The 18,819-nt window shown below is 50.5% G+C and carries 33 protein-coding genes and 1 pseudogene; 32 read left to right on the top strand and 2 right to left on the bottom strand.

Translation table 11 applies throughout. The features are described from left to right. The 32 genes and pseudogenes from SQ11_RS16930 to SQ11_RS14485 all read left to right on the top strand — a co-directional run. Positions 1-92, top strand: a pseudogene (locus tag SQ11_RS16930) (elongation factor Tu); the annotation flags it as partial. An 87-nt stretch (positions 93-179) separates the two neighbouring features. Beyond that, on the top strand, positions 180-488 hold the full coding sequence (rpsJ, locus tag SQ11_RS14340; RefSeq protein WP_004180980.1) for a 30S ribosomal protein S10: 309 nt from the start codon (positions 180-182) through the stop codon (positions 486-488). A gap of 116 nt (positions 489-604) precedes the next feature. After that, entirely contained in the window at positions 605-1,330 is a 726-nt protein-coding gene (rplC, locus tag SQ11_RS14345; RefSeq protein ID WP_041514881.1) for a 50S ribosomal protein L3, read from the top strand. Further along, complete coding sequence (gene rplD, locus SQ11_RS14350) at positions 1,330-1,950, top strand: 50S ribosomal protein L4 (protein WP_041514882.1); 621 nt, start codon at positions 1,330-1,332, stop codon at positions 1,948-1,950. The genes rplC and rplD overlap by 1 nt, the downstream gene beginning before the upstream one ends. Further along, positions 1,947-2,282: a 50S ribosomal protein L23 gene (gene rplW, locus SQ11_RS14355; RefSeq protein WP_041514883.1), complete on the top strand. Its 336-nt coding sequence runs from the start codon at positions 1,947-1,949 to the stop codon at positions 2,280-2,282. The genes rplD and rplW overlap by 4 nt, the downstream gene beginning before the upstream one ends. Continuing rightward, positions 2,282-3,115, top strand: coding sequence for a 50S ribosomal protein L2 (gene rplB, locus SQ11_RS14360; protein WP_041514884.1), 834 nt, complete (start codon positions 2,282-2,284; stop codon positions 3,113-3,115). The genes rplW and rplB overlap by 1 nt, the downstream gene beginning before the upstream one ends. A gap of 6 nt (positions 3,116-3,121) precedes the next feature. Beyond that, positions 3,122-3,409, top strand: a complete 288-nt coding sequence (gene rpsS, locus SQ11_RS14365; RefSeq protein ID WP_041514885.1) for a 30S ribosomal protein S19 — start codon at positions 3,122-3,124, stop codon at positions 3,407-3,409. A gap of 9 nt (positions 3,410-3,418) precedes the next feature. After that, positions 3,419-3,766, top strand: a complete 348-nt coding sequence (rplV, locus tag SQ11_RS14370; protein WP_041514886.1) for a 50S ribosomal protein L22 — start codon at positions 3,419-3,421, stop codon at positions 3,764-3,766. 17 nt (positions 3,767-3,783) lie between these two features. Then, entirely contained in the window at positions 3,784-4,680 is an 897-nt protein-coding gene (rpsC, locus tag SQ11_RS14375; RefSeq protein WP_041514887.1) for a 30S ribosomal protein S3, read from the top strand. Next, the gene (gene rplP, locus SQ11_RS14380) at positions 4,664-5,080 is read left to right on the top strand and encodes a 50S ribosomal protein L16 (RefSeq protein ID WP_041514888.1); all 417 of its coding nucleotides are present in this window, start codon (positions 4,664-4,666) and stop codon (positions 5,078-5,080) included. Before rpsC ends, rplP begins: the two co-directional genes overlap by 17 nt. A 1-nt stretch (position 5,081) precedes the next feature. Next, the gene (gene rpmC / locus SQ11_RS14385; protein WP_041514889.1) at positions 5,082-5,282 is read left to right on the top strand and encodes a 50S ribosomal protein L29; all 201 of its coding nucleotides are present in this window, start codon (positions 5,082-5,084) and stop codon (positions 5,280-5,282) included. Then, positions 5,279-5,542, top strand: a complete 264-nt coding sequence (gene rpsQ / locus SQ11_RS14390) for a 30S ribosomal protein S17 (RefSeq protein ID WP_041514890.1) — start codon at positions 5,279-5,281, stop codon at positions 5,540-5,542. The genes rpmC and rpsQ overlap by 4 nt, the downstream gene beginning before the upstream one ends. A 205-nt stretch (positions 5,543-5,747) precedes the next feature. Then, entirely contained in the window at positions 5,748-6,116 is a 369-nt protein-coding gene (gene rplN / locus SQ11_RS14395) for a 50S ribosomal protein L14 (protein ID WP_041514891.1), read from the top strand. 20 nt (positions 6,117-6,136) lie between these two features. Then, positions 6,137-6,454, top strand: coding sequence for a 50S ribosomal protein L24 (rplX, locus tag SQ11_RS14400; protein WP_041514892.1), 318 nt, complete (start codon positions 6,137-6,139; stop codon positions 6,452-6,454). A 17-nt stretch (positions 6,455-6,471) separates the two neighbouring features. Further along, positions 6,472-7,011, top strand: a complete 540-nt coding sequence (gene rplE / locus SQ11_RS14405) for a 50S ribosomal protein L5 (RefSeq protein WP_041514893.1) — start codon at positions 6,472-6,474, stop codon at positions 7,009-7,011. Positions 7,012-7,020: 9 nt separating this feature from the next. Then, the gene (rpsN, locus tag SQ11_RS14410; RefSeq protein ID WP_041514894.1) at positions 7,021-7,326 is read left to right on the top strand and encodes a 30S ribosomal protein S14; all 306 of its coding nucleotides are present in this window, start codon (positions 7,021-7,023) and stop codon (positions 7,324-7,326) included. A gap of 154 nt (positions 7,327-7,480) precedes the next feature. Further along, on the top strand, positions 7,481-7,876 hold the full coding sequence (gene rpsH, locus SQ11_RS14415) for a 30S ribosomal protein S8 (RefSeq protein ID WP_041514895.1): 396 nt from the start codon (positions 7,481-7,483) through the stop codon (positions 7,874-7,876). Positions 7,877-7,904: 28 nt separating this feature from the next. Continuing rightward, complete coding sequence (rplF, locus tag SQ11_RS14420) at positions 7,905-8,438, top strand: 50S ribosomal protein L6 (protein ID WP_041514896.1); 534 nt, start codon at positions 7,905-7,907, stop codon at positions 8,436-8,438. A gap of 12 nt (positions 8,439-8,450) precedes the next feature. Beyond that, the gene (gene rplR, locus SQ11_RS14425; RefSeq protein ID WP_041514897.1) at positions 8,451-8,807 is read left to right on the top strand and encodes a 50S ribosomal protein L18; all 357 of its coding nucleotides are present in this window, start codon (positions 8,451-8,453) and stop codon (positions 8,805-8,807) included. A gap of 18 nt (positions 8,808-8,825) precedes the next feature. After that, positions 8,826-9,368, top strand: a complete 543-nt coding sequence (gene rpsE, locus SQ11_RS14430) for a 30S ribosomal protein S5 (protein ID WP_041514898.1) — start codon at positions 8,826-8,828, stop codon at positions 9,366-9,368. Beyond that, complete coding sequence (rpmD, locus tag SQ11_RS14435) at positions 9,365-9,553, top strand: 50S ribosomal protein L30 (protein ID WP_041514899.1); 189 nt, start codon at positions 9,365-9,367, stop codon at positions 9,551-9,553. Before rpsE ends, rpmD begins: the two co-directional genes overlap by 4 nt. Next, the gene (gene rplO, locus SQ11_RS14440; RefSeq protein ID WP_041514900.1) at positions 9,554-9,985 is read left to right on the top strand and encodes a 50S ribosomal protein L15; all 432 of its coding nucleotides are present in this window, start codon (positions 9,554-9,556) and stop codon (positions 9,983-9,985) included. Positions 9,986-10,002: 17 nt separating this feature from the next. Beyond that, positions 10,003-11,331, top strand: coding sequence for a preprotein translocase subunit SecY (gene secY / locus SQ11_RS14445; protein WP_041514901.1), 1,329 nt, complete (start codon positions 10,003-10,005; stop codon positions 11,329-11,331). A gap of 21 nt (positions 11,332-11,352) precedes the next feature. Then, the gene (gene infA, locus SQ11_RS14450; protein ID WP_004181006.1) at positions 11,353-11,571 is read left to right on the top strand and encodes a translation initiation factor IF-1; all 219 of its coding nucleotides are present in this window, start codon (positions 11,353-11,355) and stop codon (positions 11,569-11,571) included. Between the two features lie 17 nt (positions 11,572-11,588). Further along, a complete protein-coding gene (gene rpmJ, locus SQ11_RS16935; RefSeq protein WP_074633734.1) occupies positions 11,589-11,702 on the top strand; it encodes a 50S ribosomal protein L36 in 114 nt (37 codons plus the stop codon). Positions 11,703-11,756: 54 nt separating this feature from the next. Then, positions 11,757-12,137, top strand: a complete 381-nt coding sequence (gene rpsM, locus SQ11_RS14455) for a 30S ribosomal protein S13 (protein ID WP_041514902.1) — start codon at positions 11,757-11,759, stop codon at positions 12,135-12,137. 46 nt (positions 12,138-12,183) lie between these two features. After that, positions 12,184-12,573 carry a 30S ribosomal protein S11 gene (gene rpsK / locus SQ11_RS14460; protein ID WP_004181016.1) on the top strand — a complete coding sequence of 130 codons (390 nt, stop codon included), beginning with the start codon at positions 12,184-12,186 and terminating at the stop codon, positions 12,571-12,573. A gap of 10 nt (positions 12,574-12,583) precedes the next feature. After that, positions 12,584-13,210 (top strand): 30S ribosomal protein S4, encoded by a 627-nt coding sequence (rpsD, locus tag SQ11_RS14465; protein ID WP_041514909.1) that lies wholly within the window; start codon positions 12,584-12,586, stop codon positions 13,208-13,210. A gap of 34 nt (positions 13,211-13,244) precedes the next feature. Next, positions 13,245-14,249 (top strand): DNA-directed RNA polymerase subunit alpha, encoded by a 1,005-nt coding sequence (gene rpoA, locus SQ11_RS14470; protein WP_041514903.1) that lies wholly within the window; start codon positions 13,245-13,247, stop codon positions 14,247-14,249. Continuing rightward, positions 14,236-14,634, top strand: coding sequence for a 50S ribosomal protein L17 (rplQ, locus tag SQ11_RS14475; RefSeq protein WP_041514904.1), 399 nt, complete (start codon positions 14,236-14,238; stop codon positions 14,632-14,634). Before rpoA ends, rplQ begins: the two co-directional genes overlap by 14 nt. A 327-nt stretch (positions 14,635-14,961) precedes the next feature. Beyond that, positions 14,962-15,276 carry a hypothetical protein gene (locus SQ11_RS14480; RefSeq protein WP_041514905.1) on the top strand — a complete coding sequence of 105 codons (315 nt, stop codon included), beginning with the start codon at positions 14,962-14,964 and terminating at the stop codon, positions 15,274-15,276. A 197-nt stretch (positions 15,277-15,473) separates the two neighbouring features. Then, positions 15,474-15,818, top strand: a complete 345-nt coding sequence (locus tag SQ11_RS14485; RefSeq protein WP_269746057.1) for a DUF2806 domain-containing protein — start codon at positions 15,474-15,476, stop codon at positions 15,816-15,818. A 183-nt stretch (positions 15,819-16,001) separates the two neighbouring features. Here the strand turns inward: SQ11_RS14485 and SQ11_RS14490 are convergent, their stop codons facing one another. Then, positions 16,002-17,159 carry an NAD(P)/FAD-dependent oxidoreductase gene (locus SQ11_RS14490; protein ID WP_041514907.1) on the bottom strand — a complete coding sequence of 386 codons (1,158 nt, stop codon included), beginning with the start codon at positions 17,157-17,159 and terminating at the stop codon, positions 16,002-16,004. A 149-nt stretch (positions 17,160-17,308) separates the two neighbouring features. Continuing rightward, positions 17,309-18,247: a tRNA glutamyl-Q(34) synthetase GluQRS gene (gluQRS, locus tag SQ11_RS14495; protein ID WP_084226900.1), complete on the bottom strand. Its 939-nt coding sequence runs from the start codon at positions 18,245-18,247 to the stop codon at positions 17,309-17,311. Positions 18,248-18,819 lie beyond the last annotated feature (572 nt).

Here is an 18,819-nt window from a genome sequence, read left to right on the forward strand (position 1 = left end):
CGCCGATTGCCATGGAAGAAGGTCTGCGTTTTGCCATTCGCGAGGGCGGAAGAACCGTCGGTGCGGGCGTGGTGGCAAAGATTATTGAGTGATAACAGGATCAAGGATAGGGTTTAAGATTTAGTGCCAAGCATTGAATCGCTAATTCGGAATCCGAATCCTCAACCTGAGGTTTGACTATGCAAAGCCAGAAAATACGTATTCGCTTGAAAGCGTTTGATTACCGATTGATAGACAAGTCCGCGATGGAGATCGTTGAAACCGCCAAACGTACCGGTGCGGTGGTCAAGGGCCCCGTACCGCTGCCCACCCGCATTGAGCGTTTCGATGTACTGCGTTCTCCTCATGTTAACAAGACTTCGCGTGATCAGTTCGAAATCCGAACCCACCTGCGCTTGATGGACATTATGGATCCCACCGACAAGACGGTGGATGCCTTGATGAAACTGGATTTACCCGCAGGTGTGGACGTAGAAATAAAGTTGTAAGTTCTGGATCTGGATGTTTCGCGGATTTGCTAAATAAAACGCTTAAACGTCAGATTTGGAATAACTATAAACTGCCGGTCAATTGTAATCGGCACCTTTGAGAAAGGGTAATTAAAATGAGCTTAGGACTTGTCGGCCGCAAGGTTGGCATGACTCGCATTTTTACCGACGATGGCGATAGCCAGCCGGTTACGGTGCTTGACGTGTCCAATAATCGTGTCACGCAAATTAAAACCCCCGACACGGATGGCTATTCCGCAGTGCAGGTGACGTTCGGAAAACGCCGCGCTAGTCGCGTCAACAAGCCGGCAGCGGGGCATTTCGCCAAGGCTGCGGTGGAGGCGGGTCATATCCTCAAGGAATTCCGCGTGACGCAGGAAGCGCTCGTCGATCTTAAACCCGGTGCGGTTATTGGTTTGAACATCTTCCAAGTCGGACAGCGAGTGGATGTGACCGGTACCTCGATTGGCAAGGGTTATGCGGGGGTGATCAAACGCCACGGGTTCTCGTCAAACCGAGCCAGTCACGGCAATTCAAAATCACACAATGTTCCCGGATCCATCGGCATGGCACAGGATCCCGGCCGTGTATTCCCGGGCAAACGCATGTCTGGTCACTTGGGAAGCGTGCGGCGTACCACTCAGAACCTGGAAGTGCTGCGGGTGGATGCCGAGCGGGGTCTGTTGCTCATCAAGGGTGCCATCCCTGGGTCGAGAGGGGGCGACGTGGTAGTGCATCCGAGTGTGAAGATTGCCCGTATCAGCACAAAGCCTGCCATCAAGGCTGATGCCGGTGCAGGCCCGAAAGCGGGTACGAAGGGTGCCAAGAAGGCGGGTGCATAATGGAACTTAAACTTATTAACGACGATGGCCAGTCAGCTGCGAGCGTTTCTGCTTCCGACACCCTCTTTGGCCGCGAGTATAATGAAGCCTTGGTGCATCAGGTGGTTACGGCTTATCTCGCCAATGCCCGCAGCGCTAATCGCGCTCAAAAAGGACGATCGGATGTCGCCAAGTCCACTCGCAAACCGTGGCGGCAAAAAGGTACGGGCCGTGCGCGTGGCGGGATGGCCTCCAGTCCGTTATGGCGTGGTGGCGGCAAGATTTTCCCCAATAGCCCCGAAGAGAATTTTAGCCATAAGGTCAATCGCAAGATGTATCGTGCCGGTATTGGCGCCATCCTGTCACAGCTTGTGCGTGAGGATCGTTTGTCGGTAGTGGAGAATTTTACCGTAGAGGCGCCAAAAACCAACATCCTAGCCCGGAAACTGAAAGACATGGGATTGAATGAAGTGATGATCATTACCGATAGCGTGGATGAGAATCTCTATCTTTCATCTCGTAATTTGCCGCGTGTGCTGGTGGTGGAAGCGGGCCATGCCGATCCAGTCAGTCTCATGCGCTTTGCCTCCGTATTGATAACTCGTGGCGCGTTGACAAAAATTGAGGAGTTGCTGGCATGAGTGCGCAAACATTTAATCCAGAACGCCTGATGCAGGTAATACTGGCACCCCAGATCTCGGAAAAGGCTACCTATATTGCTGAGAAGCATAATCAGGTCATTTTTCGTGTGATACCAGATGCTACTAAGGCCGAGATAAAAGCCGCTGTCGAATTGATGTGGAAAGCTCAGAACATCGAAGTGGAAAGCGTACAGGTGGCCAACGTCAAGGGAAAGGAGAAGCGCTTTGGCCGTTTCATGGGGCGCCGTAGCAACTGGAAGAAGGCTTATGTCGGTATCAAGTCCGGTCAGGAAATCAATTTCTCTGAAATTGCACAAGGGGAGGCGAAGTAATGGCGCTCGTTAAAGTTAAGCCGACTTCACCCGGTCGTCGCGCGGTAATCAAGGTCGTCAATCCCGACTTGCACAAGGGCGCGCCCTACGCCCGGCTAGTGGAGAAGCAAAATCATACTGCGGGGCGCAACAGCAAAGGTCATATCACTACCCGCCATATGGGAGGGGGCCATAAGCAGCACTATCGGATGATAGATTTCCGCCGTAACAAGGATGGTATCGTTGCCAGGATCGAGCGGCTGGAATACGATCCCAATCGCAGCGCTAACTTGGCACTGCTTTGCTATGCGGATGGCGAGCGCCGGTACATTATCGCGCCCAAAGGGGTTGTCAGCGGAATGCAACTGATGAGCGGTGTGGATGCGCCGATCAAGAATGGTAATGCGTTGCCGTTACGCAATATCCCGGTGGGGAGCACCATACACTGTGTAGAAATGATGCCCGGCAAAGGTGCACAATTGGCTCGCTCGGCGGGTACCTCCGTGCAACTTCTTGCGCGTGAAGGTGATTACGCCCAACTGCGCCTGCGTTCCGGAGAAATCCGCAAAGTGCATGTAAACTGCCGCGCCACCATTGGCGAGGTTGGCAACGAAGAGCATAACCTGCGTTCGATCGGTAAAGCAGGCGCACAACGCTGGCGCGGTATTCGACCGACTGTGCGCGGTGTAGTGATGAATCCCATAGACCATCCGCATGGGGGCGGTGAGGGCAGGACCGCCGCTGGTCGCCATCCGGTCAGTCCATGGGGAACACCCGCCAAGGGTTTTCGTACGCGGACCAACAAGCGCACCGATGGTATGATCGTACGTCGGCGTTATTCAAACAAGGGGTAATGAATCATGGCACGTTCTGTTAAAAAAGGGCCATTTGTTGACTTGCATCTGATGAGCAAGGTCGAGAATGCGCGTGCAAGCAATGATAAGCGTCCGATCAAAACGTGGTCGCGCCGCTCCACCGTCCTTCCTGATTTTATTGGTTTGACCATCGCTGTACATAATGGCAAGCAGCATGTTCCAGTATATGTTACAGAGAATATGGTCGGACATAAACTTGGGGAATTTTCCCATACCCGCACCTTCAAGGGACATTCGGGCGACAAGAAAGCAGCGGCTGGATCGAAGAAATAGGAGATTAACATGCAAACAACTGCTGTATTGCGCGGAGTCAGACTGTCCGAACAGAAGGGCCGCCTTGTAGCCGACCAGATTCGGGGTCTGCCGGTCGATCGGGCGCTCAATCTGCTTGCCTTTAGCCCGAAGAAGGGCGCATTCATTATCCGGAAATTGCTGGAATCGGCCATTGCCAATGCGGAGCATAATGATGGTGCCGACATCGACGAACTAAAGGTGTCGACCATATATGTTGATCGTGGACCATCCATGATGCGCACCAGCGCTCGCGCCAAAGGGCGCGGTAATCGAATTGTCAAGCCAACTTGTCATATTTTTCTTACGGTCGGCGATAAAATCGCCGCCAAAAAATAGGGATTTACGAAGCCATTATGGGACAAAAAATACATCCAACAGGTTTCCGGCTCTCGGTGTTAAAAAACTGGTCGTCGAAATGGTATGCCAATGGTAAAAAATTTCCCGGTATGTTGAACGAAGATATCAAGGTACGGGACTATCTCAAAAAGAAATTGGCGCATGCATCAGTGGGCCGCGTAGTTATCGAACGGCCGTCCAAGAATGCACGTATTACTATTTACAGCTCACGCCCCGGTATTGTTATTGGCAAGAAAGGTGAAGACATCGAGGTTTTGCGTGGAGCACTGCAAAAACTCATGGGTGTTCCGGTGCATGTAAACATCGAAGAAATCCGCAAGCCCGAAATTGACGCACAGCTCATCGCCGATAACATCGCGCAGCAATTGGAAAAACGCATCATGTTTCGCCGTGCCATGAAACGTGCCATGCAGAATGCAATGCGACTGGGCGCGCAAGGCATCAAAATCATGAGCGCCGGGCGATTGAATGGTATCGAAATTGCCCGCACCGAATGGTATCGCGAAGGCCGTGTACCGCTCCACACTTTACGTGCTGATCTGGATTATGGTACTTCGGAAGCCAAGACTACTTATGGAGTAATTGGAATTAAGGTATGGGTGTTCAAGGGTGAAGTGATAGGTCGAAATGAGCAATCCATGGCGGTCTCTGCGCAGCCCCCCATTCCCGCTGGAGAACCGGAAAAAAAACGCCCGGCCAGAAGACCGGCTTCAAGCCCAGCCAAGGTCGCGGCGGGATCAAAGCCGGCTGGCGGAGCTGAAGTGAGAACTGAAATCGGGATTGGCGAAAAGAGCGGAGATAAGAAATCCGATAACGCAGCTGATGAAACTGCTACCAAGACTGCGGCCAGAAAGACAGTAAAGCCAGGAGCGAAAAATGCAGCAGCCAGCTAGAACGAAATACCGCAAGCAACAGAAAGGCCGCAATAAAGGGGTTGCGACACGCGGTGCCAAGGTCAGTTTCGGTGAATATGGGTTAAAGGCGATTGGTCGCGGTCGTTTGACTGCGCGGCAGATTGAAGCCGCCCGGCGCGCGATGACCCGTCATATTAAACGCGGTGGACGTATTTGGATTCGTATTTTTCCAGACAAGCCAATTTCTCATAAACCGGCTGAAGTGCGGATGGGTAATGGCAAGGGAAATCCGGAGTATTTTGTGGCGGAAATTCAACCCGGTAAGATGTTGTATGAAATGGATGGGGTTGACGAAGTTCTGGCGCGTCAGGCATTCCGTCTAGCTGCCGCCAAGCTGCCAATTCAAACCACATTTGTTATTCGACAAGTAGGCGGTTAATATGAAAGCAAAAATCAACGAGCTTCGGGCCAAGAATCCTGAGCAATTGCAGCAGGAATTACTGGAACTGCTGAAGGCGCAATTTGGCCTGCGCATGCAACACGCCACCCAGCAATTGGGCAATACCAATCAATTGCGTAATGTACGCCGAGATATCGCGCGCACAAGAACTATTCTTAGCCAGAAAGCGAAGCAGTCATGAGCGAAACCAATTTAAGCCGCACTCTCACCGGAAAAGTAGTGAGTGATAAGATGAACAAGACCATTACCGTACTGGTTGAACGGAAAGTAAAGCATCCGCTCTATGGCAAGATTATGATCCGGTCGAAAAAATACCATGTTCACGATGAACATAACGAGTTTCATGCCGGCGATACAGTGATCATCGAAGAATGCCGGCCCCTTTCCAAAACAAAAGCCTGGCGTGCAATCAAACTGATGGAGAAGGCTATCACTATTTAGTGTCTCGGGGGAGTCAGGCCATGGATTCCTGATATGCTTGTACTCCTGAAGAGATAGTCGTATAATTTAACGTTTTTGATCTTCTGGTTTTCAGATCCTTAATTTTCGCCGCCGATCAGTTTGGCGGCGCTACAACCCGAACGGGTTCCAATACTATCCGCGCCTTGAGATTCGGGGTGGAAAAGTTGGAGAGAGTGAGTAAATAATGATCCAAATGCAATCGATTCTGCAGGTCGCCGATAATACTGGCGCGCGTTCAATTATGTGTATCAAAGTGTTGGGCGGCTCTAAGCGGCGCTATGCCGGCATTGGTGATGTTATAAAAGTCAGCATCAAGGACGCGGCGCCCCGGGGTCGCGTCAAGAAAGGCGAGATATATAATGCCGTGGTGGTACGTACCGCCAAGGGAGTGCGGCGTACTGACGGATCGCTGATTAGATTCGACCAGAATGCCGCAGTGCTGCTGAATACCAAGCTGGAACCCATTGGCACGCGTATTTTTGGCCCGGTGACGCGTGAGTTGCGGAATGCGCGCTTCATGAAAATCGTTTCGCTTGCACCAGAAGTTCTGTAAGTGCCCGACAAGGAACCAGCATGCAAAAAATAAAGAAGGGAGATGACGTAATTATCATCACCGGTAAGGATAAAGGTAAGCGCGGTACGGTATTGCGCGTTGTCAGTGCCGATTTGGTGGTGGTCGAGGGAGCCAACAAGGTCAAGAAGCATCAACGACCCAATCCGAACAAAGGAACGACCGGTGGAATCGTTGAAATGGAGAAACCCATTCAGATTTCAAATGTAGCAATTTTTAATCCTGCTACGCAGAAGGCCGATCGTGTTGGAATCAAGGTCCTGGAAGACAAGCGCAAAGTACGTTATTTTAGATCGAATGGCGAACTGCTTGACGTCTAAGGGGTAATGGGGGGGGTATGGCTCGTTTGCAAGAATATTATCGCGATGCAGTAGTGAAACAGCTGATGCAGCAATTCGATTACAAGTCTGTGATGGAAGTACCGCGTATTCGAAAGATTACCCTGAACATGGGGGTAGGCGAGGCGGTTGCCGATAAGAAAATTATGGACAACGCCGTAAGTGATATGAAAAAGATCGCGGGGCAAAGACCGGTGGTGACGAAGGCAAAAAAATCGATCGCTACTTTTAAGGTACGTGATGGTTATCCGGTCGGCTGCATGGTGACGTTACGGCGTGTCCGCATGTATGAATTTCTCGATCGATTGATTAGCGTGGCGATTCCGCGCATCCGTGATTTTCGTGGCATTTCCGGCAAGGCGTTTGATGGACGCGGGAATTACAACATGGGGATAAAGGAACAGATTATTTTCCCGGAAATCGAATATGACAAAATCGATGCCCTGCGTGGAATGAATATTACGATCACAACCACCGCGAAAACGGATGCAGAAGCCAAGGCGTTGCTGGCTGCGTTTAAATTTCCATTTAAAAATTGAGAGAGCAGAATGGCCAAAGTATCTGTCATTAACCGCGACCTGAAACGCCGTGAGACCGTGAAGAAATTTGCGGCAAAGCGTGCCGAATTATTCGTTATCATTAATGATGCGAAGATGAGTGAAGAGGAGCGGCATTCTGCCAGGATCAAGCTGCAGATGCTGCCGCGGAACGCCAGTCCGGTACGATTGCGTAATCGTTGTGCCCTGACCGGCCGCTCTCGCGGCGTATATAGCAAGTTTGGTTTGGGCCGCAGCAAACTTCGCGATATCGCCATGAATGGCGAGATCCCAGGTATGACAAAGGCCAGCTGGTAATAGAAAATATGGCCATGGGTGCACTTGAAGATTTCAAATACTGACTGAAACCCGTTTATGGTTCAGAGAGCGGGTTCGATAGGATTAATATGGGTGTTCCCAAAAATTGCGTGTTAGCTTGTTCCAGAAATTGGATTGCCAGAGGTGCCTTTAGATGAGTATGAGTGACCCCATTGCCGATATGTTGACGCGCATACGTAATGCGCAGCTTTCTGAAAAGACCTCGGTTGCGATGCCTGCCTCAAAGCTGAAAGCTGCTATTGCGCAGGTATTAAAGGATGAAGGCTACGTTGAGGACTTTGCGGTTCATGAAGCAAACGGGAAGCCGATATTGGATATCAGTCTGAAATATTATGCGGGTCGGCCGGTAATTGAAAAAATCGAGAGGGTGAGCCGCCCCGGTTTACGGATTTATAAGGCCACCAACAAGCTCCCGAATGTGATGAATGGTCTGGGTGTGGCAATAGTCTCGACTTCCAAGGGTGTAATGACTGAACGAAAGGCGCGCGCCAGTGGCGTCGGTGGCGAAGTGTTATGCATAGTGGCCTAAGGGCTTAAAGGGTTAAAGGGCGTAGAAAATGTCTCGAGTGGGTAAAAATCCGGTGCCAGTTCCGGTCAATGTTGAAGTAACCTTATCAGCTTCCGAGGTATTGGTGAAAGGTCCGCTGGGCGCGCTGCGGCGTCAACTTGTTCCGGATATTGCCATTGAGCGTGAGGGCGATAACTTGCTCATAAAAGCTTCCAACGAGTCCAAGCAGGCAAATGCAATGTCCGGTACAATGCGCGCGCTGCTGGCTAATATGGTTCATGGGGTGACCAAAGGTTTTGAAAAAAAGCTGCTGTTGGTGGGCGTCGGCTATCGAGCCCAGGCGGCGGGGGAGGTTCTTAACCTGACCTTGGGATTTTCTCATCCGGTTGTCCATAAAATGCCTGCCGGTGTAAAAGCGGAAACACCAAGCCAGACGGAGATTCTTATCAAAGGTATTGATAAGCAGCAGGTTGGCCAAGTGGCGGCGGAAATACGCGCGTATCGCAGGCCGGAACCTTATAAAGGCAAGGGCGTCCGCTACGTGGATGAAGTCATTGTGATGAAAGAAACCAAGAAAAAATAACTGGGGTTAGATATGTCCAATCCGATAAAATCCCGTCTGCGCCGCGCGCGCCGTACCCGCGCCAAGATTGCTGAATTGAAGGTGGTGCGCCTGGCGGTGCACCGCAGCAATTGCCATATTTATGTCCAGTTGATAGATGGCGTGGGTGGCAAGGTGTTGACCAGCGCATCCACCTTGGAACCGGATCTGCGGAAAGAGCTTTCCAATGGGGGTACGGTTGCCGCGGCGGCAGCAGTAGGCAAACGAGTCGCAGAAAAGGCCAAAGGCCTGGGCATCGAAACGGTTGCGTTCGATCGGTCGGGTTTTAAATACCATGGGCGCGTTAAAGCGTTGGCCGAGGCGGCTCGTGAGCATGGCCTTAAATTCTGAGCGAGGAATAGATAAATAATGGCTAAGATGCAGGGAAGAATGCAAGGAAAAGTACCTCAGGGTGACGATCGTGGCGATGGTCTTAAAGAGAAAATGGTGGCGATCAATCGCGTCACTAAAGTGGTCAAAGGTGGACGTATCCTGGGTTTTGCCGCGCTGACCGTGGTTGGAAATGGAGATGGCGCCGTTGGCATGGGCAAGGGTAAATCCCGTGAAGTGCCCGTAGCGGTGCAGAAAGCGATGGATGAGGCGCGCCGCAAGATGATCCGGGTAGATCTCAAGAATGGCACGCTGCACCATCCGGTTATTGGCAGGCATGGTGCCGCTTCCGTCTATATGCAGCCCGCCTCGGAAGGAACCGGCATTATCGCTGGCGGTCCGATGCGTGCAATATTTGAAGTGATGGGTATACACAATATTCTGGCAAAGTGTATCGGTTCAACCAATCCTTATAACGTGGTACGCGCTACGCTGAATGGTTTGCAAGCAATGAACACTCCGGCGGAAATTGCGGCGAAACGTGGCAAGAGCGTGGAAGACATCATGGGGCCGTCGAAATGACGAAGACCGGAAAAACAATTAAGGTAACGTTGATCAAGAGTCTGATCGGTACCAAGCAGTCACATCGTGCAACGGCGCGAGGATTGGGGTTGCGACGGATTAACAGTACCGCCGAGCTGGAAGATACTCCAGCGGTGCGAGGTATGATCAAGAACATTTATTACCTAGTCAAGAGTGAGGCATAGATGCGGCTGAATTCCATTAAACCGGCGGCTGGCGCCAAACATTCCGGCCGGCGCGTAGGACGTGGCATAGGCTCGGGTCTTGGTAAGACTGCCGGGCGTGGGCACAAGGGACAGAAGTCACGCGCGGGCGGCTTTCACAAAGTGGGTTTTGAAGGTGGGCAAATGCCCCTGCAACGCCGTTTACCCAAGCGGGGGTTTGTCTCTCTCACGAAAAAAAGTGTAGCGGAAGTGCGATTGTCAGCCTTGAGCAAGTTATCGGGTGATACCATAGATATTCTGACATTAAAGCAAGCCGGGATTATTCCGGGCTCTACACTGACCGCTAAAGTCATACTTTCTGGAACAATCGAACGCACCGTAAAATTGCACGGCATTGCGGTGACCAAGGGCGCGAAAGCGGCGATTGAAGCTGCTGGCGGCAGTGTTGAGTAAGTTCAAGAGGACAAAGATTGGCCGCTAACGAATCCCTGCGAGGACTTTCGGGGAAACTCGGCGACTTGAAACGTCGTCTATGGTTTTTGCTGCTTGCGCTGGTTGTTTATCGCATCGGCGCGCATGTCCCGGTACCGGGTATTGATCCCGTGGTATTGAAGGATCTGTTCGAGTCGCAGCAAGGCGGCATTCTCGGCATGTTCAATATGTTTTCCGGGGGTGCACTTTCCCGCTTTTCAATTTTTGCCTTGGGGATCATGCCGTATATTTCGGCCTCGATCATCATGCAGTTGGGCACGGTGGCGTTTCCTTATCTGGAGGCGCTGAAAAAAGAGGGTGAATCCGGACGCAGAAAGATTACTCAATATACTCGTTATGGCACATTGGGATTGGCTTTGGTACAGGGTTACGGCATATCCATCGCGTTGCAATCCCAAGCTGGATTGGTGATTGAGCCTGGACCGATGTTCTTGTTAACGACGGTGATCACGCTGGTCACCGGCACTATATTTCTGATGTGGCTGGGTGAGCAGATTACCGAACGCGGAATCGGTAACGGCATATCACTGATTATTTTTGCCGGCATCGCTGCTGGACTTCCAAGCGCGATCGGCGGCACACTCGAATTGGTGAGAACCGGCGCAATGCATTTCCTGGTGGCACTGGGAATCTTTCTGGCGGCAACGGTTGTCACGGCCTTTGTAGTCTTTGTCGAACGCGGTCAGCGCAAAATACTGGTGAATTACGCAAAACGTCAGGTGGGCCGTAAAGTTTATGGTGGTCAGAGTTCCCATCTCCCGCTGAAGCTTAATATGGCGGGTGTGATTCCACCCATTTTTGCTTCCAGTATCATATTATTTCCTGCCACATTAGCGGGATGGTTTGCCACTGGCGAATCCATGAGTTGGTTGAAGGACATGAGCGGTGCGTTGTCTCCAGGTCAACCCATCTATGTAATCATGTATGCGGCAATGATCATATTTTTCTGTTTCTTTTATACCGCGTTGGTATTTAACCCTAGAGAAACTGCGGAGAACCTGAAAAAAAGCGGTGCGTTCATCCCTGGTATTCGTCCGGGTGAACAGACTGCGCGTTATATCGAACGTATCATGCTGCGGCTTACCTTGGCAGGGGCGATTTATGTGACGCTGGTATGCCTGCTGCCGGAGTTTCTGATTTTGAAATGGAATGTACCGTTTTATTTTGGCGGGACTTCTTTGCTGATTATTGTCGTGGTAACCATGGATTTTATGGCGCAGGTACAGGCTTACATCATGTCGCACCAATACGAGAGTTTGTTGAAGAAAACGAATTTCAAGGGTGGCGGCGGGCTACCGGCACGATAATTGGTTGTATTTAAGGATAGGATGGCAAAGGAAGAAACGATACAAATGCAAGGTGAGATACTGGAAACATTGCCCAACGCGACGTTCCGTGTCAAGCTGGAAAATGGGCATGTGGTGCTGGGACATATTTCCGGCAAAATGCGCATGCATTACATCCGGATTTTGCCGGGGGATAAAGTAACGGTAGATCTGACGCCATATGATTTAAGTAGGGCGCGAATCACGTTTCGCGCCAAATAGTCGGAAAGGAGACACGCATGAAAGTATTGGCATCAGTTAAGAAAATTTGCCGTAACTGCAAAATTATTCGTCGCAACCGCGTGGTGCGGGTTATCTGTACGGATCCGCGGCATAAGCAGCGCCAGGGTTAGGCGGATCGTAAATGCCGCAAATGTCATAATTCTAATTTTTTGTAGGAAAAATGTATGGCCCGTATCGCTGGAGTCAATATTCCGAACCATCAGCATGCCGAGATCGCATTGACCTCGATTTATGGTATCGGGCGCGCCAGGGCGCGTGAGATTTGCGCGGCAGTCGGAATCGCTACATCGACCAAGATCAAGGATATCACCGACGCACAAATGGATAAACTGCGAGATCGAGTCGCCAAGTTTGCCGTGGAAGGTGACTTGCGACGCGAGATTTCCATGAACATCAAACGTTTGATGGATCTGGGGTGTTATAGGGGATTGCGGCACCGTCGTGGTTTGCCTGTGCGCGGCCAGCGTACCCGTACAAATGCCAGAACCCGCAAGGGGCCGCGGAAGGCGGTCCGTTCATCCAGCGCGAAGGCAGCAGGAAAATAAATAATATTCGATAGCCAATTGAACCGTAGCGCAAAGGGATAACTACATGGTAAAAGCAGCCACGCGGGTACGCAAGAAGGTCAAGAAAAACGTAGCGGAAGGTATTGCTCACGTTCATGCCTCATTTAATAACACCATCGTCACTATTACCGACCGTCAGGGCAATGCCTTGTCATGGGCGACTTCAGGGGGAGCGGGTTTTAAGGGGTCGCGCAAAAGCACTCCGTTTGCTGCTCAGGTGGCTGCCGAACAAGCGAGTAAAGTCGCGCAGGAATGCGGAGTGAAGAATCTAGAAGTGCGTATCAAAGGTCCTGGCCCTGGGCGCGAATCCGCAGTGCGGGCGTTGAATGCGGCAGGCTTCAAAATCACCAGTATTTCGGATGTGACACCGGTTCCACATAATGGATGCCGGCCGCCGAAGAAACGCCGTATTTAAGGAGTGGACCGTGGCCAGAAATCTTGATCCAAAATGTCGCCAATGCCGCCGTGAAGGAGAAAAATTATTCCTGAAGGGTGAGAAGTGTTTCACCGACAAATGTGCCATCGAGCGCCGGAACTATGCTCCGGGTCAACATGGTCAGAAAGGTGGCCGGCTATCCGATTATGGAGTGCAGCTGCGCGAGAAACAGAAATTGCGTCGTATATACGGAATACTGGAGCGCCAGTTTCGCAATAATTATGAGCTGGCCGATCAGCAACGGGGTATTACTGGCGAGAATTTGCTGCAGCTGCTGGAATGCCGCCTGGACACGGTTTCATACCGTATGGGTTTTGGTGCATCGCGTTCAGAGGCGCGCCAGATCGTACGTCATAACGGGATACTGGTAAACGGGCGGAGAGTCAACATTCCTTCCTATCAGGTGAAACCCGGTGACGTGGTCGAGGTTGCGGAGAAAGCGAAAAGCCATTTACGTATCAAAGCTGCGGTAGAAGCCGCCGAGCAGCGCAACTTTCCGGAATGGATAGAGATGGATGTCAAGGCCATGAAGGGAACATTCAAGACCAAGCCTGAGCGGTCGGATTTGCCATCAAGCATCAATGAATCGTTAGTTATTGAATTGTATTCCAAATAATCAACTGCCAAGCTTTCCGCAAAAGGACCAAGCTATGCCAAGTAACACTTTTCTTACGCCACGCATTATTGACGTTCAGAATTTTTCGCCGCTGCATGCCAAAGTCACCATGGAACCGTTCGAACGTGGCTATGGACATACTTTAGGGAACGCGTTACGCCGTATTTTGCTGTCTTCCATGCCGGGATTCGCACCGACCGAGGTTCAGATCAGTGGGGTAGTGCATGAATATTCAGCACTTGATGGTGTGCAGGAAGATGTAGTTGATATTCTGCTTAATCTAAAAGGGATCGTCCTCAAGCTGCATAACCGCACCGAGGCTGTTTTGATTCTAAAAAAGAAGGGTGAAGGAACAGTAACCGCGGGCGATATCGAGGCTGGACACGACGTGGAGATTATTAATCCGGAGCATGTCGTTGCGCATCTTACCGCCGGTGGAAAACTGGACATGCAAATCAAAGTGGAGCTAGGGCGCGGTTATGTGCCGGGAACGGTCCGGCAACAAGCAAGTGAGAACCGCACTATCGGAAGTATTTTGCTGGATGCGTCCTTCAGTCCGGTAAGGCGCGTAAGTTATGCGGTGGAGAGTGCGCGCGTGGAACAGCGTACCGATCTCGACAAACTTGTTATGGATATCGAGACCAATGGGGTGGTTGATCCCGAGGAAGCAATTCGTTATGCCGCAAAAGTTCTGGTCGAGCAGCTTTCGGTATTTGCTGATCTCAAAGGCACGCCATTGCCAGTGGAGCAGCCTAAGCTGCCGCAGATTGATCCGGTGTTGCTGCGCCCCGTGGACGATCTTGAGCTTACTGTCCGGTCCGCCAATTGCCTCAAAGCCGAAAACATCTACTACATTGGCGATTTGATTCAACGCACGGAGACAGAATTGCTGAAGACTCCTAACTTGGGCAGAAAGTCGCTCAATGAAATTAAAGAAGTACTGGCTTCGCGTGGATTAACGCTGGGAATGAAATTGGAAAGCTGGCCTCCTGCCAATCTTGAGAAAAGCAAAAAGGAAACAAGTCATGCGGCACCATAATGGACTCCGAAAACTAAATCGTACCAGCAGCCATCGTCTGGCGATGCTGCGTAACATGACCAATTCGTTGTTGCGGCATGAAGTTATCAAGACTACGCTGCCTAAGGCAAAAGAGTTGCGGCGCGTTATCGAACCGATGATAACACTCGGCAAAAAACCGTCATTAGCTAATCGGCGCTTGGCATTTAATCGTCTGCGCGATCGCGATATGGTGGGTAAATTGTTTGCCGAACTGGGTCCCCGTTATCAGACACGCAATGGCGGTTACTTGCGTATTCTTAAATTTGGCTTCCGCAATGGTGATAATGCGCCAATGGCGCTAGTAGAATTATTGGATCGTCCGGAGCCGGTGGAGAAGCCTGCGGTAGAAAAGACGGATGCATAAAAAATTGCTGGTATGTCACGAAAGCAAAAAGCCGGGAATCCCGGCTTTTTTATGCCTAATGGGCTTATAATTCATGGAGGCGACAGTCCAATGATGCATTAGAAGCGGGATGATGGCGATACAGGTTGGCCGCAAGCTGACTGTTGCCATTCGGGTAAGCTTGGGTTATCTGCAATTAGTTCAGTCAAACTTGAATTTGTAAATCAATTCGTCACTTCACCTGTTTCCCGGCTTGGCATCAGGATCCTAAAAGCGTTCCGGGCCATTTGGGTCCATTATTGAATATGAGTTAATATCTCATTTTCTATTCTAGCTGAGACCATTCTGATGGATCTAACAAATTGGAGCAACGAAGAAATTACTTCTGTACGGGAGAAGCTTCAGGCGTGGCGTATCCAACGCGAGGCGCCAACTTGGGGAAATAAATTCTTGAATTGGACGGGATTTATGGGTGCCTTTGCGCTTCTCACGGGACTCACCGATATTTTCTTTGGCGGCCCGACCATCTCGAATATCCTCTTGACCGTGCTCGGCACTCTTGCGTGTTTTTCATGGTATAAGGGTGATAAGCAGTATAAGAAAAATATAAGTTTTCTCGATAATCTGGAGCAAGAGCTTGTTCGTCGAGGTCATAAGTTCTGAATATATATTTTCACCCGCCGGCGAAATCAAGCATAATTTAACCCGCTCTACGGTGGAGTGGCGCATTGAGTGATTCTGGTTCCGATTCCGGGGCGCTACCCGGTAGAGGGTTCGATGCGAGTATCCTTGATAAGAAGGATATCGAGCTTTTCACGTCCCTTTGTCAGTTTGTATGGGTTCAGGGAGAGCCGCTACCTTTGATATATGAGATAGATAATGAAATCTATACCAAGCATGGAATCAATCTACCGGCATTGCAACGTCTGAAAGCCATTGGATTGATATCTTTGGAGTCGGCCGGATATGTGAAAAGGAAATTCGGTAAGCATACCCGTTTGTTCTATTTTGGCAAGCCGACAAAAATACAATTTCCTCATGCAGCAAACAACCAACTGGATCTGGGCCACGTCCTCCTGAGTGATTTGGGAAAGGCTCTAGCCAGCGCCTACAACGCAAAGAGAAATCAGGAATATTACGAATACATAATCAAGAGATGGTCTCGGCAGGGGATGGTTGTATCATCGATTCTAGCGCGTAGCTGAATAAGGCATGGATTACCGGCTGCCTGCTGCATGCATGGGCCTTGCAAACCTCGTAGATATCGTCAAACTCAAAATGGATATTTGCAAACCAGGTTTTTAGATGCCTTTTATTCAACCCGGATAATCCGTCAGGACGAGCAAACTTCGGGTATTCCCGGAGGCCGCCTAAGGGGCTATCCGGGTTCAAATCAGGTACGTATCGATTCCTGTCAGCAATAAATCATATTGAGCTTCCACCAGCTCCTTAATCATCAGTGCTGGCATGCCACCGACCACGTTACCTTCCAGTGCCAGCCAGCCTACCGCATCAGCCGGTCCCAGGCTGATGACGTAACCCAAATCACGATGCAGATATGGTTCAAGTAATTTGAAGGAACCTGAGTGGCGCAAAATATTTCTCGCTGCCAGCTTTCCTTTCCGTACCGCTGATTGTGCTGTCAGCGTATCGGAGCCCAAGGATTGATAAACGGAGCAATCCCCGGCGGCAAAGATATTCTGCAGTGGTTTGCGTTCCACCATAACTTGCCCGAAGACATTGGTGAAAAAAAGAGTTTCAGTTTTCTTGCCAAGGAATAGAAGCGATATTGTGGAAGGCAAACTAAATTTCTGGCCGGTTCCATTTGTTTCCAGAAATATGCTGTCTCCTTCTTGTCCGTAATAATACGTATTGGGATGGAAATCAATATCCAGATCAGACATGCGTGCCTCAGCATAGGCGGAAAAACCAGCGGTAAACTGGTTGAGTACACGATCCATCCCATGGATCAAACGTAGCTTGCCTTCAATCTTTTGGCGCCGAAGGAAATGCGCAATTTCAAAGAGAAACTGGATGCCGGTGGCGCCCCCCCCTATTACGGAAATGAATTGCTCGTCCTTTTTGCTCGTATCCAGCCGATTACTTAGCAACTTGGAGCCTGGAATAGCCATGAAATCATCCAGATCGAAAACATTTTCCGCTTTATCCATCTTCGCTACCGCGGAACCCGAAGTGACCAGAACGTAATCAAATTCCAGTATTTCCCCGTTGACGACGAGGAACTTATCATTTTGCCATTGCCGCAGCGTTTCTTCTTGCGGACTTAACATGGCGCAGACGTGGCGGCAACCAAAACGGCGCTCCAGAGCCGAAAATGGTATCAAAAAATCCTGCAACGGATATCGGAAAGTTTCATGCAAATGGGTGATCTTGAGGTGATGAGACCGCGGGTCGACAATAGTAATATCGACATCCGGCATGTAGCGCAAAAAGGTCACCAGGGCTGCGATTCCGGCGTAACCCCCCCCTACAATCACTATCTTGAGCTGCTTGTGCCTGGATATATAAAATGGCAGGAAAGCCACGACTCCTCCTTCGCGGATACCAGATCAGTTCCGGTAGTTCCTTTTTCTAAAATTGAATATCTTCATTTTATGCATTCGCAATAAATGAAAGCTATGCTGCCTTAATCTAAGGATGAAAGCAGTCAGCGAGAGCAGCGTAGCATGAATAATCAGGGAATCAGTTCCGATTTCCAATTTTTCCTTGCCCATTCCCAAAATGAGACGATATTGCTTTCGATTAACTCGGCCGGCGGTTCCTGACCAAGGAACCGCACCGCCTTTATCAATTGCGATACAGGGTCCACGGGCGCGACAGGCGTGGCGCGAGTTTGCTTGCTGAGTTTCTCGCCTTGAGTGTTGACTACCACCGGCAGATGCATATACGCCGGAGTGGAATAACCCAGCAGTTGTTGCAAATGGACCTGGCGAGGTGTTGAGTTTAGTAAATCCTTGCCGCGCACCACATGGGTAACGCCCTGCTCGGCGTCGTCCACCACCACCGCCAATTGATAAGCAAAGACACCGTCAGCCCGGCGCAGTATGAAATCGCCAATATCACTTTCCAGCCGTTGCCGGATCAGGCCTCGCAACTCATCCTTAATTTCAATCAGGTTATTGCCGGTTCGCACTCGCAACGCTCGAGCGCGCGCGGTATCAGGTAAATTGCCACGGCAAGTGCCGGGATAAACTGGACCATCTATACCGATGATGCTGGAATCGGCAATTTCTTTGCGGCTGCAGGCGCACGGGTAAATCAAATTTCGACTTTTGAGTAGAGTGAGCGCGGCCTGATAGGCTTCACTTCGCCGGTTTTGGTAGATCACCTCACCATCCCATTCCATTCCGAATATTTCAAGCGCGTTCAGAATTTCTTTTGAAGCCCCGGGAATCTCGCGTGATGGATCCAGATTTTCGATTCGGACCAGCCATTCGCCGTTGCGGGACTTTGCTTCCAGATAGCTAGCCACCGCAGCAACAAGAGAACCAAAATGCAGCGGTCCGGTGGGAGATGGAGCAAAACGGCCCCGATAGGTTGGGAAGGCGGGCTCTTGAATCGTCTTAAACCCGGCAGTTGACTGTTCATTCGTCAGTCTAGCGCTATGATGCATAAAGCCCTTGCGTCACCTGATTCTCACTTTTTGAGTGAGTTCGTTACGGGATGGATTGCGTAGTTCTTGCGATACGTGATCGTGTTATACGTAACGGGTCTGGAATGGAATGACTATTCCGCGTCGTTGCACCTAGGTTTGTACCCAGAAATCGTACATTTTACTCCCATTCACCGACTGGTTCAGGATCATCAATTCCAAGATGAACAGATCGAACGGCATCTCGGGATCACGTCGGTAGACAGATTGCAGCTGTTTCTGGCCACTGGATTAGTATACTCAAATAGCAGCATATGCGGCATTTGCGTTTCTGGCAAAGAAGGTAAACGGCCCTGGGATGACCTCCGCGCAGCCCAGGATCAAGGGAGCAGCTATATTTCCAATAAAAATAACCTTTCTGAGAGATAGATATGTACTACAATACCGTCGCCCAAAAGCGGGTGAAGGCGGGAGTAAGTTTACTTGCACCTAAAACAAGAACCGGGCGGACTGTCTGGCAAGTGTTTCCCCGCTTTGAGGCAGACAAACTGCTTGACTTGGCGCATCTTCGGGGATAGTCTTTACGGGGTTGT

It is taken from the genome of Nitrosospira sp. NpAV, assembly GCF_000832065.1.
Classification (GTDB): Bacteria; Pseudomonadota; Gammaproteobacteria; order Burkholderiales; family Nitrosomonadaceae; genus Nitrosospira.

What these genes read in the sequence shown, in the direction of transcription:
- rplX (WP_041514892.1), top strand. Translation starts at nt 6,137, where the DNA reads ATGCAAAAAATAAAGAAGGGAGATGACGTAATTATCATCACCGGTAAG.
- rpmD (WP_041514899.1), top strand. Translation starts at nt 9,365, where the DNA reads ATGACGAAGACCGGAAAAACAATTAAGGTAACGTTGATCAAGAGTCTG.
- rpsJ (WP_004180980.1), top strand. Translation starts at nt 180, where the DNA reads ATGCAAAGCCAGAAAATACGTATTCGCTTGAAAGCGTTTGATTACCGA.
- rpsC (WP_041514887.1), top strand. Translation starts at nt 3,784, where the DNA reads ATGGGACAAAAAATACATCCAACAGGTTTCCGGCTCTCGGTGTTAAAA.
- rpsS (WP_041514885.1), top strand. Translation starts at nt 3,122, where the DNA reads ATGGCACGTTCTGTTAAAAAAGGGCCATTTGTTGACTTGCATCTGATG.
- rpmC (WP_041514889.1), top strand. Translation starts at nt 5,082, where the DNA reads ATGAAAGCAAAAATCAACGAGCTTCGGGCCAAGAATCCTGAGCAATTG.
- rplC (WP_041514881.1), top strand. Translation starts at nt 605, where the DNA reads ATGAGCTTAGGACTTGTCGGCCGCAAGGTTGGCATGACTCGCATTTTT.
- rplO (WP_041514900.1), top strand. Translation starts at nt 9,554, where the DNA reads ATGCGGCTGAATTCCATTAAACCGGCGGCTGGCGCCAAACATTCCGGC.
- rpmJ (WP_074633734.1), top strand. Translation starts at nt 11,589, where the DNA reads ATGAAAGTATTGGCATCAGTTAAGAAAATTTGCCGTAACTGCAAAATT.
- rplB (WP_041514884.1), top strand. Translation starts at nt 2,282, where the DNA reads ATGGCGCTCGTTAAAGTTAAGCCGACTTCACCCGGTCGTCGCGCGGTA.
- rpsM (WP_041514902.1), top strand. Translation starts at nt 11,757, where the DNA reads ATGGCCCGTATCGCTGGAGTCAATATTCCGAACCATCAGCATGCCGAG.
- rpsK (WP_004181016.1), top strand. Translation starts at nt 12,184, where the DNA reads ATGGTAAAAGCAGCCACGCGGGTACGCAAGAAGGTCAAGAAAAACGTA.
- rplR (WP_041514897.1), top strand. Translation starts at nt 8,451, where the DNA reads ATGTCCAATCCGATAAAATCCCGTCTGCGCCGCGCGCGCCGTACCCGC.
- rpsE (WP_041514898.1), top strand. Translation starts at nt 8,826, where the DNA reads ATGGCTAAGATGCAGGGAAGAATGCAAGGAAAAGTACCTCAGGGTGAC.
- rpoA (WP_041514903.1), top strand. Translation starts at nt 13,245, where the DNA reads ATGCCAAGTAACACTTTTCTTACGCCACGCATTATTGACGTTCAGAAT.
- SQ11_RS14480 (WP_041514905.1), top strand. Translation starts at nt 14,962, where the DNA reads ATGGATCTAACAAATTGGAGCAACGAAGAAATTACTTCTGTACGGGAG.
- rplD (WP_041514882.1), top strand. Translation starts at nt 1,330, where the DNA reads ATGGAACTTAAACTTATTAACGACGATGGCCAGTCAGCTGCGAGCGTT.
- rpsQ (WP_041514890.1), top strand. Translation starts at nt 5,279, where the DNA reads ATGAGCGAAACCAATTTAAGCCGCACTCTCACCGGAAAAGTAGTGAGT.
- rplF (WP_041514896.1), top strand. Translation starts at nt 7,905, where the DNA reads ATGTCTCGAGTGGGTAAAAATCCGGTGCCAGTTCCGGTCAATGTTGAA.
- gluQRS (WP_084226900.1), bottom strand. Translation starts at nt 18,247, where the DNA reads ATGCATCATAGCGCTAGACTGACGAATGAACAGTCAACTGCCGGGTTT.
- infA (WP_004181006.1), top strand. Translation starts at nt 11,353, where the DNA reads ATGGCAAAGGAAGAAACGATACAAATGCAAGGTGAGATACTGGAAACA.
- rplV (WP_041514886.1), top strand. Translation starts at nt 3,419, where the DNA reads ATGCAAACAACTGCTGTATTGCGCGGAGTCAGACTGTCCGAACAGAAG.
- rpsH (WP_041514895.1), top strand. Translation starts at nt 7,481, where the DNA reads ATGAGTATGAGTGACCCCATTGCCGATATGTTGACGCGCATACGTAAT.
- rpsN (WP_041514894.1), top strand. Translation starts at nt 7,021, where the DNA reads ATGGCCAAAGTATCTGTCATTAACCGCGACCTGAAACGCCGTGAGACC.
- rplN (WP_041514891.1), top strand. Translation starts at nt 5,748, where the DNA reads ATGATCCAAATGCAATCGATTCTGCAGGTCGCCGATAATACTGGCGCG.
- rplP (WP_041514888.1), top strand. Translation starts at nt 4,664, where the DNA reads ATGCAGCAGCCAGCTAGAACGAAATACCGCAAGCAACAGAAAGGCCGC.
- rplW (WP_041514883.1), top strand. Translation starts at nt 1,947, where the DNA reads ATGAGTGCGCAAACATTTAATCCAGAACGCCTGATGCAGGTAATACTG.
- rplQ (WP_041514904.1), top strand. Translation starts at nt 14,236, where the DNA reads ATGCGGCACCATAATGGACTCCGAAAACTAAATCGTACCAGCAGCCAT.
- rplE (WP_041514893.1), top strand. Translation starts at nt 6,472, where the DNA reads ATGGCTCGTTTGCAAGAATATTATCGCGATGCAGTAGTGAAACAGCTG.